Here is a 12,555-nt window from a genome sequence, read left to right on the forward strand (position 1 = left end):
GTCCGCCTCCGGTGCCCGGATCGCCTTGCGCACCACCTTGCGCGACAGGTGCAGGTCCCGCGCTATCGCCTTGATGGCCTTCCCCGACGCGTGCTCGCGCCGGATCCTCAACACCGTCTCCAATACCAGCATCCCGCTCTCGCCGCCTGACACACCGCCAAGCGAACAGCCTAGACCACCGGGATGAGGGGTCCCTTTTCGACGCCGATCACCCCGCTACCGGGGTCCTTTTTCCACGCCGATCCACACACATCGGGGACGCATCGGCCTTCCGCCCGGCATCGAGGTGACAGTTGCTGCACGTCAGGCCGTTGCCGACGTACTGGCCGGCATGAGCCGCGCTCGCGGTGAAGATCAGTCGACCGCGCCGGATCGCGTCGCCGTCCGGCCCGGCGGGGATGGTGCTTTCCGCCGGTGGCGAAAAGGCGGCGTCCGCTGCTACCTCGACGGGTGCCTGCACGGGCGCGTCAGACTGCCCTACCTTGTAGGTGACGACGAGGACGAGCAGCGCGGCGGTAATGGCGAAGATGATACGCTGGGCATCGCCATCATCACCGGGCGTTGGCGGCGTTGGTTCGGTCATTTGCCCGCGCCGAAGTGGTTGAGCGGCACCTTGAGGAACGCTGTGCCGCACGCCTCCGGCTCCGGCAGGCGACCGCCGCGGATGTTCACCTGGAGCGCGGCAAGCATCAGGTCCGGCAGCGGCAGGGTTGCGTCGCGCTTCTCGCGGGTGGCGACGAACTCGGCCTCACCGATGCCGTTGTGCACATGGATGTTGTCACGACGCTGGTCCGCCACGGTCGATCGTCCAAAGACTTCGCGCCCGTCCTTGCCGTAGTCGTGGCCGACATAGGTCGCGGTGCTGGGCGGCAGTTCGAGGATCGCCCGGATCGAGCGCCACAGCGCGCGCGCGTTGCCGCCTGGAAAGTCAGCCCGACTGGTGCCGCTGTCGGGCACCATCAGCGTGTCGTGGACGAACGCCGCGTCGCCGACGACGTAGGTGATCGAGGCGAGCGTGTGGCCGGGCGACAGCATGACGTGCGCGTCGAGCGAGCCGATCCTGAACTGCTCGCCATCGGCGAACAGGCGATCCCACTGGCTACCATCGACGGGCAGGTCAGGCAGGCAGTAGATGTCCTGCCAGAGCTTCTGCACCTCCACGACCTTGGTGCCGATCGCGGTTTTGCCCCCTGTCTTTTCCGCGAGATACGGCGCGGCCGAGAAGTGATCGGCATGGGGATGGGTATCGAGCACCCATTCCACAGTAAGTCCCTTGGCGCGGACATATTCGAGGATCATATCGGCATTGTCGGTTGCGGTCGCACCGGCACGGGGATCGAAGTCGAGGACCGGATCGATAATCGCGGCGGTCTTCGTGGCTTCGTCGACCACGACATACTGGAAGCTGCCGGTGCGCTCGTCATGGAGCGACGCAACCGTCATGCCCTTGTGATTATACTCGATCATGTTTCGTATCCTCTCGCATCGTCAGCTTTCTTCCCGCGCACGCGCGAACAGCCGTTGGAAATCGCTGGCGTCGATCGCGCCCATCACCAGCATGGGACCGGCAAGATAACCCGGGGTGCCCGCCAGTCCGATCGAATAGGCTTCCTGTCCGTTCGCCCGCAGGCGGGCTGCGACAGCGTCCGCGTGGGCGGCAAGCCAGGTCATCGCGCGCAGCCAATCGCCGCCAGCGCGCATCACGACGTCCCGCAACACGTCGTCGTCGATCGTGCGGCTGTCCGTCATCAACGCACGATGGACGGTCGGGTAAACTCCCTGTTCGGCGCACGCGAGCGCCACGCTTGCGGCACGTTCGGATGGCGGACCGAAGATGGGCCAATCCTTGTAGATGACCCGCACCTTGCCGTCGCGTTGCACAGCCTCTTCCAGGGCGGAAAATCCATGACGGCAGGCCGGGCAACGATAGTCGGTGAACACGGCAAGCCGGAGCGTAGCATCGGCAGGTCCGTCCTCGGGCGAGCCGTTACCGGCAAGGATCAGGTCGGCGGTCGGCCCGACGTCGCGCCCGATCGGGGCGGTACGCCGTAGAACCTGCCCGACTGCCCAACCACCCACGACCACCGCGCCCAAGCCGGCAAGCTGTCTCCGATTGAGCGGCCCGGGCATGGTCAGCGCGCCGCTGGTTTTTTGCGCGCTTCCGCGACGAGACGACGCAACGTCGGGAGATCGACAGCACCGGCGACGACCTGCGAGCCGACGATCAGCGCTGGTGTTCCGTTGAAACCGATCGCCTGGGCGATGCTATCGGTGCGCGTAAGCAGCGCGTCGATTTCGGCGCCACGGTTCTTCAAATCGCGTTGCAGACGGGGCCAGTCGACCTTGGCTTTGGCAGCCGCTGCCTTGACGCCCGCGCTGTCGAGCCGCGCCGGCGAGGTCATCAGGGCCTCGTGAAAGGCGGCATGCCTGCCCTGCCATTGGCTCGCGACAGCCGCGCGTGACGCCTCACGCGAGGCAGGTCCGAAGATCGGCCAGTCCCGGTACACGACCCGTACCTTCGGGTCGGAGCGAAGCAGGGCGTTCAGCACCGGCTCCATGCGACGGCAATAGGGGCAGTTATAGTCGAAAAACTCGACAACCGTGACGTCGTAGGTCCTGCCGGCGCGCTTGGGAGCCACGGGATCGTCAACGACCGCCTTGCGCGACAGATCGGGCTGCTGGGCCATGAGAGGCGTGATCGGCGCGGCGAAGGCAAGCGCGGCCAGGAGGCCCCGAGACAACAGGTTGCGACGATTCATCGGTGTTTCCTTGCTAATTCGATTCCATCGGCGAGCGCAGCGCGTGACAATTCACCGAGCTGGAGCTGTACGATCGTGCCGTCGCCCGCAACGAAGGCCGTTGCGGGATACCCCGCCACCTTCAGGGCTTGAGAAAGGCCACGATCGGGGTCGAGCGCGACATGGCGCGCTCCGATATTTTCACGGCCGAGAAAACCGCTGACGATCGCTTGCGCCTCGCCCTGATCGGCAAGAAGGATCGGGACCTCGCCAGGGCGCGACGCAACCGCATCGAGCATCGGCAGCTCACGCCGACACGGACCGCACCATGTCGCCCACAGGTTGACCACGAAGGGCCTGCCACGGAAGCGATCGAGTGGAAGCGGCGCGCCGGACGGGGTTGTCAGGTTGAGATGATAGGGGAACGGGCCGTAGGTCACGGGAGGGATCAGCGCCTGAAGCGAGAACCAGAGGCCACCCGCAACAGCCAACGCTCCCCAGCCTGCCGCCAGCGCGCTTGAGCGGCCAAGCCGGATCGCCAGCATCGCCGCAGCGCCCAGAAGCCCTGCAACGGGGGAAAAGCCACCCTGCCACACGGCAAGGATGGACAGCGGAGCGCCGGTGTAGCTCGACCAATGCGCTGCGACGTAACCGATCCGTGCCGTGACCAGTCCAGCGACGATGGCGCTGGTGGAGACCGTCGATACGCGAGGGAAGCGGAACCGACCGGCCAGTGTCGTGAGGCCAAGGAACACGACGATGCACAGCACGGCAAGCCCGCGATCGACGGCCAGCATCAGCGGCCCGATGGCAATCGCACCCGCCATCAGAGAAACGCGGCCGCGCTTTTCCAGAGCATGTAGGCCGCCACCACGAAGATCAGGACGGCGAAGACCGTGGTGAGCGTGCCGCCCGTACCGAGGCGCTTCGCGATGCGCGTGCCGATCAAGCCGCCGACAACTCCACCGGCGATGAACACGAAAGCCAGCGGCCAGTCCACCAGACCCGAAAATGCGTAATTGGCGGCCGTCGTCAGCCCGAACGCGGTGACGGCGATCAATGACGTGCCGACGGCGTTCAGGATCGGCATGCCCGTCGATCCGATCAGGCCGGGGACGATCAGAAAGCCCCCGCCGATGCCGAAGAAGCCCGAGAACAGACCGGTGCCGAGGCCGTAGCCCAGCACCTTCGGCGCCTTTTCCCGGTTGCACTCCGCCCCCGGGTTGCCCGTGTCACCGCGCCCGCGCAGCATCAGGACGCCGACGACGACCATGACCAGTGCGAACAGGAACAGGAGCTTGCCGCCGTCGACGGCCTTGCCCGCGGTAGAGCCGAACAGGGCGCCGATGACGCCGGCGGTCGCATACATGCCGCCACAGCGCCATTTGACGTTATGCGCCCTTGCATGGCCGATCAGCCCCGTGGCGGCGTTAGCCGCGACGGCGAACGCGCTCGTGCCGATGGCGAGATGGGCGTCGGGCACGCGCACCAGATAGACCATGAGTGGGACGGCGAGGATCGAGCCGCCCCCGCCGACAAGCCCGAGGGTAAAGCCCACCAGGCTGCCGGATAACGCACCCAGCAGATACTGGATCGGTTCGAGGGTCATGCCGCTTTGCCGATCTTATGCGGAGCCGCCATCCATTCATGGCCTTTCAGCATGCCTTGCCAGTAAATCGGGGGCAGCATCCGCTCCTTCAGGAACCAGGCAGCGCGCGTCGGGCGCGTGCCGTTCAGCAGCCACGACGGAAAGCTGGGGAGCAGTTTTCCACCATAGCCGAACTCGGCGAGGACGATCTTGCCGCGCTCGACGGTGAGCGGGCACGACCCATAGCCGTCATAGTCGACAACAGGAGGCTTGCCTTCGAGTGCGGCGAGCGCGTTGACCGCCACCACGGGTGCCTGCTTGCGGGCTGCCGCAGCCGTCTTCGCATTGCTCGTCCCCGCAGCATCGCCCAAGGCAAAGACGTTGTCGTATCGCTTGTGGCGCAGCGTCGCCTCATCGACCTCGACGAAGCCGTTTGCCGCCGCGAGCGAACTTTTGGCAACGACGTCATGCGACACCTGCGGCGGCACGACGTGGAGCATGTCGAACCCGCGCTCGATCCGCTCGCTGACACCGTTCTGCTTGCGCTCGAAGGTGGCAATACGCCGATCGGCGTCGACCGCGACGAGGTTGGATTCGAGCTTGAGGTTGATCCTATACTTCTCGACATATTCCATCAGCGCAGGGACATAGGTCGCGACGCCGAACAGCGCCGCACCGGCGTTGTGAAATTCGACGTCGATCGCGGGGAGAACACCGCGTTCGCGCCAGATGTCGCAGGACAGGTACATCGCCTTTTGAGGCGCGCCGGCGCACTTGATCGGCATCGGCGGTTGCGAGAACAGCGCGCGTCCCCGCTGCAATTCCTGGACAAGCTGGTAGGTGTAGGGCGCCAGATCGTAGCGGTAGTTGGACGTGACCCCGTTGCGGCCCAACGCTTCGGTAAGCCCCGCGATCTTCTCCCACGCCAAACGCAGGCCGGGGGCGACGATCAGGACACGATAGGCGATCGTATCCCCGTCGCCCAGGGTGATCGCCTGACGCTCGGGGTCGATGGTGATCGCCGGCAGCCGGATCCATTCGACGCCCTTGGGCATGACATCGGCTTCGGCCTTGCGGGTCTGTTCGGGGGTGAAAACGCCTGCCCCGACTAACGTCCAACCGGGCTGGTAATAATGGTCCCGGGCCGCATCGACGACCGCGATCGACACCTTGGCGTTACGTTTCAGGATGCTGGCGGCGGTTGCGATGCCCGCAGCTCCGCCTCCGATGATGACGATGTCGTAGGTCATTTGCCGGTTCTTTCGGACCGGCGAGCGAGCGCCGGCTTCAGATCGGCCAGGTCGTACCCGGCTGCCTTGGCCTGACCGACGATCGTTTCGGGATCGGCATGACTCGCCTCCGCCAGCGCCCATAGGGTAGCCGCCCGCGTGCCGCTTCGGCAGAAGCCGAGCGTCGGTCCCGGCAGCGCAGTCAGCGCTTCCTTCATCCGGTCCGCATCGGCATCGGTCGCCTTGCCCGGCACGATCGGGACATGGGCGAACGCAAGGCCGTGTTCTTCGGCGATCCGGGCCATCTCGTGTGCGCTCGGCTGTCCCTGCTCCTCGCCATTTGGCCGGCTCGAAACGATCGAGCGAAACCCCGCCTGTGCGGCGGCAGCGACATCATCCCGGGTGAGCTGGGGAGCAGCCGAGAAGGACGGTGTGATCTTCTTGAAGGCCATGTAATGTCTCCTGTCCGGTCACGCCGAACGGCGTGGGATGAGTGCGAAGCGGTGGATGGCTGCGCCGAGCGCCATTGCAGCGGTGAAGAGCAGCGCGGGGGCAGGCTGGATCGCGAGCGCGGCGATGGCGGGGCCGGGGCACAGGCCGACAAGGCCCCAGCCTATGCCGAACAGGGCGGCACCGCCGAGGAGGCGCGCGTCGATCGGCGACGTGGCCGGCGTATGGAATTGCTCCGCGACGATCGGCGTAGAGCGTCCACGCACGATGAGCCAGGCTATCGCCATCGGCAGGATCGCTCCCGCCATGACGAATGCCAGGGTCGGGTCCCAGGCACCGGCGACGTCGAGAAACGCCCGTACCCGCGCAGGATCGATCATGCCGGACACGGCGAGGCCGGCGCCGAACAGCGTGCCGCTGACGAGCGAAAGAAGGCTCTGGCGCATCACGATACCACTCCCGCGAGACGCATGAGGGTCACGGTGGCGATGCCGGTCGCCATGAACGTGCCGGTCGCGACGATGGACCGCGGCGACAGGCGCGACAGGCCGCAGACGCCGTGACCGCTGGTGCACCCCGCGCCGAGCCGCGTCCCGATCCCGACGATCAGCCCGGCGACGGCGATCAGCCCGAGCGACGTCGGGAAGCGAGCTTCCACATTCACATTGGCTGCGGTCAGCGCCGCGCCCAGGGGCAGCCCCGCCGTGAAAAGCAAGGCCATCATCCAAGGCGCTCCCCCTTCAGAGAGAGCGAGGACACGCGCGAACATGCCGCTGACCCCGGCGATGCGGCCGTTGCCCAGCAACATGATCGCCGCAGCGAACCCGATCATCAGGCCGCCGATGAAGCCGGCAAGCGGCATGGCATGGGGAAATCCGGGCATCACAGCGTATCCAGTGGAATCTTGAGGTAGCGGGTGCCGTTGACTTCCGGCTCCGGCAGATGGCCGCCGCGCATATTGACCTGCACCGATGGCAGGATGAGCTTGGGCATCGACAAGGTGGCGTCCCGACTGGTGCGCATCGCGACGAAGTTGTCTTCGTCCACCCCCTCATGAACGTGGACGTTGCCGACGCGCTGCGCGCCCACGGTCGTCTCCCAGACATACCGGTCGCGCCCCGCAGCCTTGTAGTCGTGGCACAGGAACAGCCGCGTCTCGTCGGGCAACTGCATCAGTCGACGGATCGAGCGGAATAGCTGGCGCGCATCACCACCGGGGAAGTCTGCGCGTGCGGTGCCGTAGTCCGGCATGAACAGGGTATCGCCGGTGAAGACTGCGTCGCCGATGACATAGGCCATATCGGCGGGGGTGTGCCCCGGCACATGCAGCGCGATGGCCTCGATGTCGCCGATCGTAAAACGGTCGCCATCGTCGAACAGGTGGTCGAACTCGGAGCCGTCCCGTTCGAAGTCGGTGCCGGCGTTGAAAATCTTGCCGAAGACGTTCTGCACGCGAATGATGTCGCGGCCGATCGCGAGCTGACCGCCCAGCGCCTTTTGCAGATAGGGCGCCGCAGACAGGTGGTCGGCATGAGCATGGGTTTCGAGCAGCCAGTCGACCGAAAGGCCGTGCTCCCGCACATAAGCGATTACCGCATCCGCCGACGCCGTATTGGTGCGACCGGCCGCAGCGTCGAAGTTCAGGACACTGTCAACGATCGCCGCCTTTCGCGTGGCGGGGTCCCAGACGACGTAGGTCGCGGTGTTGGTCGGCTCGTCGAAGAACGAGTGAACGACCGGCGCTACCGCCGCCTTCGCACGTTCAATCTGCGCAACTGCCTCATTCAACGCCGATTCCACGATCGCCTCCAATTATTGATTTCATGGTTTATGTAGTTGTGTAATCCGCTTGCGTCAACGGGCTGCCCGTGCCATCTGAAAAGCATGGAAACGATGGATGCAGACGTACCGCGCTCGTTGCGCATCGGGGACGCGGCCCCGAATTTCACCGCCCGCACGACGCAGGGCGCGATGTCGCTCGATCAGTATCGTGGTCGTTGGGTCGTGTTCTTTTCGCACCCGGCTGATTTCACGCCGGTCTGCACCAGCGAGTTCGTGGCCCTGGCGAAGGCCGCACCGCAATTCGAGGAGCTCGACTGCGCCTTGCTCGGGCTGTCGGTTGACAGCCTGTATTCGCATGTCGCCTGGTTGCGCGCGATCAAGGATGTCTTCGGTGTAGAGGTGCCGTTCCCGGTCGTGGAAGACCCGTCGATGGCGGTGGGTTACGCCTATGGCATGCTTGACGAACAGGCCGGCGACGCCTCGGCCGTGCGCGCGACCTATTTCATCGATCCTGAGGGCATCATCCGTGCGCTCAACTGGTATCCGATGAACGTCGGGCGATCGGTCGACGAGATGCTCCGCACGGTGAGGGCATTGCAGCGATCGGCCGATGGGCAGGCCTATACGCCGGCCGACTGGCAGCCGGGTGACGACGTCCTGCTCCCGCCCGCCTTGCCGTGCAGCGCCGGTGCCGACTGGTTTCATCAGTTGAAGGCCGATCGATGACGGCGATCCATCAATCCCGCGCGATCGCCGATGCGGCGGTCGAAAAGCTGCGCGTGTTCGCTCAACCCCAGCGCCTCATGATCCTGTCCTATCTGCTGGGCGGTGAGCGGCAGGTTGCGGACATAGAGGCTGCGACCGGCGTGACCCAGCCGGCCCTCAGCCAGCAGCTTGCCGAGCTGCGCCGCGCCGAGCTGGTGAAGACGAGACGCGAGGCAAAGCAGGTCCATTACCGGCTCGCCGATGACGCAGCCGCAATGTGCGTGCGCACGCTCGAGGCGATATTCGGCGCCGATGATCTAGCCGTGCATGAGGCAGCGCCCGCTTCCCGACCGTCGCGAGCGCGCGGGGCGTCGGCTGCCACGCGGCCGCAAAATATAGGCGCAGCCGTATTTGCGAGGGTCGGATAATCATTCCGGTTTCGAAAGGACAAACCAGATGCGGCTTCCCGCTATCGCAGTTGCAGGATGCTTGGCCGTCATGAGCAGTGCCGGGTCAGCAGGCGTCACCGCGCAACAACCCGTGATTGCCGGCTATGGCAGGATCACGCCGGTAGAAGGCGCGGTTGAGCGGCCGGACCACTCGCTGCGATATCGTGTGCTGTTCAGTGTGACGAAGGCGGCGTCATCTCCCGACAAGGTCAATCCCTCGCTGGAGAAGGTCGCACGCTTCCTGAACCTGCTCGGGGCGGACGGCGTGCGGCCGGCACAGGGAGATGTGATCGTGATCGTCCACGGGCCGGCGACACCGATTATTGCCGATGATGAGGCATATGCGACGAAAACCGGTGCCACGACGAACCCCAATCTTGCCTTGATAGCGGCGCTAAGGCGGGCAGGCGTGTCCGTTCGAGTGTGCAGCCAGGCTTTAGTCGGGAATGGGATCGCTCCGGTCACGGTCGATAAGGCTATCGAAGTCGATGTCTCGGCTCTCACCACAATGGCGACATTGCAGATACGTGGTTGGGCGCTGATCCCTGACTGATCGTACCGAACTTCCTGTTTTATCATTCCAGTCCGTAACGCGGCCGGTGTCACAACCGTCTGGTTGTGACACCTGCGTAGCACCCCAGCTTTTCCGCGGGTCTACAGGTGTCGGAACCCCGTGTCAGAATGGCAGGTTGGAAGCGACTATGCGCGATTATCCTGCGGTGATACCCAGGATGCCGCTCTGCTGCTCCACGCGGAGACCAATCCGCGGTGGGGTTCGGTCTGCCACGACCCGCAGGTAAAACATGTACGGTACTCAACTAGTCTTCTGCGGCTGAGCGGCCCTTGAGCGGTGGAGCGCGGTCACGCGCTTGACGTGGGCGATGCTGCACCCGGCGAGCTCCGCGGTCTTCGCGATGCTCATGCCCGCCTCGCGCAGACCTACGATGCGCCGGTGGTGGGCGAGGTCCGGCTTGCGGCCGGTGTACCGCCCCGCCCGCTTGGCAATCTCGATGCCCTCGCGTTGCCGCTCGCGCCGGGTCTCGTAGTCATCCCGCGCCGTCTGCAGCGCGACCCGCAGCAGCATGTCCTGCACCGCCTCCAGCACGATGCGCGCCACGCCTGCGCTATCAGCTACCAAGTCCGACAGGTCCACAATGCCCGGCACCGCCAGCCGAGCCCCCCTGCCCCGGATAGCATCCACCAGCAGTTCCGCTTCCTGCAGAGGCAGGCGGCTGATGCGGTCGATCTTCTCGGCCACCACCACCTCGCCCGGCTGCAGGTCCGCCACCATGCGCAGCAGCTCCGGCCGGTCCGGTCGCGCGCCCGACGCCTTCTCCCGGTATACGGCCGCGACATAAAAGCCGGCCGCCCGCGCACCAGCCACAATGCTCTCCTGCCGCGTCAGGTCCTGCTCGTCCGTGCTTACCCGCAAATACACCCGCGCCGCCCTAACCTCGCTGCCTGCCACCTGCTCATCACTCCTACTTGGCGTTGTTGGGTATACCCTTGTGAGCCAGTCATGCAGCAGTTGGCTCAGAACAGCAACTACCGGTCCTACGTAGCCTAGCTAAGCGGACCGGGTCTAAGTAGCTGCTCCATCATCGATGAACGCTCGTTCGGTGATCGGCCGTGTATCGATCCCTGCCTCCACGCTGGCGTCAGACTTTGCTCTCCGGTATAAGACCGTTGGACAGGTCTGAGCAGCGGGTTTGGTGCAGATGGAAGCACAGAGGGTCAAGATCGTGGACGGTGGTAAGCTCGTGATCCCGGCGGCAATGCGCCGTGAGCTCGGGATCACCACGGGTGACACCGTTCTCGTCGATGTGGACGATGGCGAGTTGCGGGTACGTTCCGTACCTAAGGCACTTGAGCGCGCTCGCGCGATCCTGCGCAAGTATGTGCCCGAAGGCGTCGGCTTGGCTGACGAGCTGATCGCGGAGCGTCGGCGTGAGGCGGAGCGTGAGTAGCAAAGTCGTACTCGACGCTTCCGCCCTGCTCTGCCTTCTGAACGATGAACCCGGGGCTGATCGGGTAGTCGACGTCCTGACCCGCAGCATCATCGGAACAGCCAACCTCGCAGAGGTCGTCTCCAAGCTACGGGACCGGGGATTGTCGCTCGACGAGGTGCGTGAGGCGCTCGGCGGGCTCCACCTCGACGTTCGGCCGCTCTCTCCCGCCCAGGCGCTTATTATAGGCGACTTGCGGCCAGCAACGAAGGCGCTTGGCCTATCGCTTGGCGACCGGGCGTGCCTTGCGTTGGCAATCGACCTGCAGGCTGAGATGTTCACGACGGACGGACCTCTGGCGAGCGCGGATGCCGGCATCACCATCACCAATGTGCGATCGCGGTAGTCGCGCATTCGTGCTTTTGGGTGCGGCGAACCGATGGGTGCGCAGAAAGGGTCTATGTGACTGAAAGGCAGCGGGTAAGTGCTCAATCTCGAGCGGTCTGCTCAATAGCGGCCTTCGGCGGGCTTACGATGCAAACTGACGTAGTTAGGGCCCGCCCAGCGGCGCTTGATCGAACTTCTGTGTTCCCTATCCGTTCTTTTGACGGTACAGTAGGCTTAGTGCGGGCAGGACCGGTGAGCCATGGCTGACACCGAAATCGAATGGACGGATGCCACCTGGAACCCGGTCGCCGGATGCTCGATCGTGAGCGCCGGATGCAGCCATTGCTACGCAATGGAGATGGCCCGTCGTCTCGAGGCGATGGGCGTCGGCAAGTACGCAGGACTTACACGGCGTAGTGGTCGCCGTACCATCTGGCAGGGCTTGGTGCGCGAGGACCAGGCCGCGCTGACGATCCCCCACCGATGGAGAAAACCCCGCAAAATCTTCGTGAACTCGATGAGCGACCTGTTTCACGAGGGCGTCAGCGACGCGTTCATTCAAGCGGTATGGCAGGTCATGCGCGAGACGCCGCGCCACCACTATCAGATCCTCACCAAACGCCCCGAGCGCATGGCAGCAGTCGTCACTCGTCTTATTGGCGACGTTCTGCCGAATGTCTGGTTGGGCACCAGCATTGAGGACGCCGAGGTGGTAGCGCGTGTCGACCACCTCCGCGCGGTGCCCGCTGCGATCCGCTTCATTTCATTCGAGCCGCTGATTGGGCCAGTTGGCACCATCGATCTCGCCGGAATCGATTGGGCGATCGTGGGCGGCGAAAGCGGTCGGTCGGCGCGGCCCATTCGGGAGGCGTGGGTGGATGAACTCCACCAGCAATGCCTCGCCTACGACACTGCCTTCTTCTTCAAGCAATGGGGCACCTGGGGCAAGGACAATAAGCGGCGTTCCAAAAAGGCGAACGGGCGCGAGTACCGCGGTCGGACGTGGGATGAGATGCCGACCGGCTTTACCGCGGCTGTGGATCGGCGTGGAAAAAGGACCCCGGTAGCGGGGTGATCGGCGTCGAAAAGGGACCCCTCATCCCGGTGGTCTAGGCTGTTCGCTTGGCGGTGTGTCAGGCGGCGAGAGCGGGATGCTGGTATTGGAGACGGTGTTGAGGATCCGGCGCGAGCACGCGTCGGGGAAGGCCATCAAGGCGATAGCGCGGGACCTGCACCTGTCGCGCAAGGTGGTGCGCAAGGCGATCCGGGCACCGGAGGCGG

General features: G+C 65.0%; 18 protein-coding genes. 6 read left to right on the forward strand and 12 right to left on the reverse strand.

Annotation, left to right across the window (positions count from 1 at the left end):
- Positions 1-208: 208 nt before the first annotated feature.
- Genes COA17_RS17810 through COA17_RS17860 form a run of 11 tightly spaced genes read right to left on the reverse strand, consistent with a single transcriptional unit; the run spans position 209 to position 7,817 of the window.
- Positions 209-583, reverse strand: a complete 375-nt coding sequence (locus COA17_RS17810) for a hypothetical protein (protein ID WP_245857936.1) — start codon at positions 581-583, stop codon at positions 209-211.
- Entirely contained in the window at positions 580-1,467 is an 888-nt protein-coding gene (locus COA17_RS17815; protein WP_018251202.1) for an MBL fold metallo-hydrolase, read from the reverse strand. Before COA17_RS17815 ends, COA17_RS17810 begins: the two co-directional genes overlap by 4 nt.
- 21 nt (positions 1,468-1,488) lie before the next feature.
- A complete protein-coding gene (locus COA17_RS17820; RefSeq protein ID WP_026189135.1) occupies positions 1,489-2,130 on the reverse strand; it encodes a DsbA family protein in 642 nt (213 codons plus the stop codon).
- Between the two features lie 2 nt (positions 2,131-2,132).
- Positions 2,133-2,759, reverse strand: a complete 627-nt coding sequence (locus COA17_RS17825; RefSeq protein ID WP_056432835.1) for a DsbA family protein — start codon at positions 2,757-2,759, stop codon at positions 2,133-2,135.
- On the reverse strand, positions 2,756-3,535 hold the full coding sequence (locus tag COA17_RS17830; RefSeq protein WP_234419289.1) for a TlpA disulfide reductase family protein: 780 nt from the start codon (positions 3,533-3,535) through the stop codon (positions 2,756-2,758). The genes COA17_RS17825 and COA17_RS17830 overlap by 4 nt, the downstream gene beginning before the upstream one ends.
- Before the next feature lie 29 nt (positions 3,536-3,564).
- A complete protein-coding gene (locus COA17_RS17835) occupies positions 3,565-4,347 on the reverse strand; it encodes a sulfite exporter TauE/SafE family protein (protein WP_018251198.1) in 783 nt (260 codons plus the stop codon).
- Positions 4,344-5,576, reverse strand: coding sequence for an NAD(P)/FAD-dependent oxidoreductase (locus tag COA17_RS17840; protein ID WP_018251197.1), 1,233 nt, complete (start codon positions 5,574-5,576; stop codon positions 4,344-4,346). Before COA17_RS17840 ends, COA17_RS17835 begins: the two co-directional genes overlap by 4 nt.
- The gene (locus COA17_RS17845) at positions 5,573-6,007 is read right to left on the reverse strand and encodes a protein tyrosine phosphatase family protein (protein ID WP_018251196.1); all 435 of its coding nucleotides are present in this window, start codon (positions 6,005-6,007) and stop codon (positions 5,573-5,575) included. The genes COA17_RS17840 and COA17_RS17845 overlap by 4 nt, the downstream gene beginning before the upstream one ends.
- An 18-nt stretch (positions 6,008-6,025) precedes the next feature.
- Complete coding sequence (locus COA17_RS17850) at positions 6,026-6,451, reverse strand: DUF6691 family protein (RefSeq protein WP_018251195.1); 426 nt, start codon at positions 6,449-6,451, stop codon at positions 6,026-6,028.
- Positions 6,451-6,888 carry a YeeE/YedE family protein gene (locus COA17_RS17855; RefSeq protein WP_170172224.1) on the reverse strand — a complete coding sequence of 146 codons (438 nt, stop codon included), beginning with the start codon at positions 6,886-6,888 and terminating at the stop codon, positions 6,451-6,453. Before COA17_RS17855 ends, COA17_RS17850 begins: the two co-directional genes overlap by 1 nt.
- The gene (locus COA17_RS17860) at positions 6,888-7,817 is read right to left on the reverse strand and encodes an MBL fold metallo-hydrolase (RefSeq protein ID WP_018251193.1); all 930 of its coding nucleotides are present in this window, start codon (positions 7,815-7,817) and stop codon (positions 6,888-6,890) included. The genes COA17_RS17855 and COA17_RS17860 overlap by 1 nt, the downstream gene beginning before the upstream one ends.
- A gap of 72 nt (positions 7,818-7,889) precedes the next feature.
- On the opposite strand from COA17_RS17860, the gene COA17_RS17865 reads away from it, so the two are divergent.
- The 3 genes from COA17_RS17865 to COA17_RS17875 all read left to right on the forward strand — a co-directional run bounded on the left by COA17_RS17865 (position 7,890) and on the right by COA17_RS17875 (position 9,494).
- Positions 7,890-8,513, forward strand: coding sequence for a peroxiredoxin (locus tag COA17_RS17865; protein ID WP_018251192.1), 624 nt, complete (start codon positions 7,890-7,892; stop codon positions 8,511-8,513).
- The gene (locus tag COA17_RS17870) at positions 8,510-8,920 is read left to right on the forward strand and encodes an ArsR/SmtB family transcription factor (protein WP_018251191.1); all 411 of its coding nucleotides are present in this window, start codon (positions 8,510-8,512) and stop codon (positions 8,918-8,920) included. The genes COA17_RS17865 and COA17_RS17870 overlap by 4 nt, the downstream gene beginning before the upstream one ends.
- A gap of 70 nt (positions 8,921-8,990) precedes the next feature.
- The gene (locus COA17_RS17875; protein WP_018251190.1) at positions 8,991-9,494 is read left to right on the forward strand and encodes a DsrE family protein; all 504 of its coding nucleotides are present in this window, start codon (positions 8,991-8,993) and stop codon (positions 9,492-9,494) included.
- Positions 9,495-9,755: 261 nt separating this feature from the next.
- On the opposite strand, the gene COA17_RS17880 is transcribed toward COA17_RS17875, so the two are convergent.
- Positions 9,756-10,379: a recombinase family protein gene (locus COA17_RS17880; RefSeq protein ID WP_170172280.1), complete on the reverse strand. Its 624-nt coding sequence runs from the start codon at positions 10,377-10,379 to the stop codon at positions 9,756-9,758.
- A gap of 280 nt (positions 10,380-10,659) precedes the next feature.
- On the opposite strand from COA17_RS17880, the gene COA17_RS17885 reads away from it, so the two are divergent.
- From COA17_RS17885 to COA17_RS17895, 3 genes are all read left to right on the forward strand, one after another.
- A complete protein-coding gene (locus tag COA17_RS17885) occupies positions 10,660-10,908 on the forward strand; it encodes an AbrB/MazE/SpoVT family DNA-binding domain-containing protein (protein WP_018251286.1) in 249 nt (82 codons plus the stop codon).
- Positions 10,901-11,293, forward strand: a complete 393-nt coding sequence (locus COA17_RS17890) for a type II toxin-antitoxin system VapC family toxin (protein WP_018251287.1) — start codon at positions 10,901-10,903, stop codon at positions 11,291-11,293. The genes COA17_RS17885 and COA17_RS17890 overlap by 8 nt, the downstream gene beginning before the upstream one ends.
- Before the next feature lie 240 nt (positions 11,294-11,533).
- A complete protein-coding gene (locus COA17_RS17895) occupies positions 11,534-12,349 on the forward strand; it encodes a DUF5131 family protein (RefSeq protein WP_096614206.1) in 816 nt (271 codons plus the stop codon).
- Positions 12,350-12,555: the final 206 nt, after the last annotated feature.

The sequence above is a fragment of the Sphingomonas ginsenosidimutans genome (assembly GCF_002374835.1).
Lineage (GTDB): Bacteria > Pseudomonadota > Alphaproteobacteria > Sphingomonadales > Sphingomonadaceae > Sphingomonas > Sphingomonas ginsenosidimutans.

What these genes read in the sequence shown, in the direction of transcription:
- COA17_RS17810 (WP_245857936.1), bottom strand. Translation starts at nt 583, where the DNA reads ATGACCGAACCAACGCCGCCAACGCCCGGTGATGATGGCGATGCCCAG.
- COA17_RS17815 (WP_018251202.1), bottom strand. Translation starts at nt 1,467, where the DNA reads ATGATCGAGTATAATCACAAGGGCATGACGGTTGCGTCGCTCCATGAC.
- COA17_RS17820 (WP_026189135.1), bottom strand. Translation starts at nt 2,130, where the DNA reads ATGCCCGGGCCGCTCAATCGGAGACAGCTTGCCGGCTTGGGCGCGGTG.
- COA17_RS17825 (WP_056432835.1), bottom strand. Translation starts at nt 2,759, where the DNA reads ATGAATCGTCGCAACCTGTTGTCTCGGGGCCTCCTGGCCGCGCTTGCC.
- COA17_RS17830 (WP_234419289.1), bottom strand. Translation starts at nt 3,535, where the DNA reads ATGCTGGCCGTCGATCGCGGGCTTGCCGTGCTGTGCATCGTCGTGTTC.
- COA17_RS17835 (WP_018251198.1), bottom strand. Translation starts at nt 4,347, where the DNA reads ATGACCCTCGAACCGATCCAGTATCTGCTGGGTGCGTTATCCGGCAGC.
- COA17_RS17840 (WP_018251197.1), bottom strand. Translation starts at nt 5,576, where the DNA reads ATGACCTACGACATCGTCATCATCGGAGGCGGAGCTGCGGGCATCGCA.
- COA17_RS17845 (WP_018251196.1), bottom strand. Translation starts at nt 6,007, where the DNA reads ATGGCCTTCAAGAAGATCACACCGTCCTTCTCGGCTGCTCCCCAGCTC.
- COA17_RS17850 (WP_018251195.1), bottom strand. Translation starts at nt 6,451, where the DNA reads ATGCGCCAGAGCCTTCTTTCGCTCGTCAGCGGCACGCTGTTCGGCGCC.
- COA17_RS17855 (WP_170172224.1), bottom strand. Translation starts at nt 6,888, where the DNA reads ATGCCCGGATTTCCCCATGCCATGCCGCTTGCCGGCTTCATCGGCGGC.
- COA17_RS17865 (WP_018251192.1), top strand. Translation starts at nt 7,890, where the DNA reads ATGGAAACGATGGATGCAGACGTACCGCGCTCGTTGCGCATCGGGGAC.
- COA17_RS17870 (WP_018251191.1), top strand. Translation starts at nt 8,510, where the DNA reads ATGACGGCGATCCATCAATCCCGCGCGATCGCCGATGCGGCGGTCGAA.
- COA17_RS17875 (WP_018251190.1), top strand. Translation starts at nt 8,991, where the DNA reads ATGAGCAGTGCCGGGTCAGCAGGCGTCACCGCGCAACAACCCGTGATT.
- COA17_RS17885 (WP_018251286.1), top strand. Translation starts at nt 10,660, where the DNA reads ATGGAAGCACAGAGGGTCAAGATCGTGGACGGTGGTAAGCTCGTGATC.
- COA17_RS17895 (WP_096614206.1), top strand. Translation starts at nt 11,534, where the DNA reads ATGGCTGACACCGAAATCGAATGGACGGATGCCACCTGGAACCCGGTC.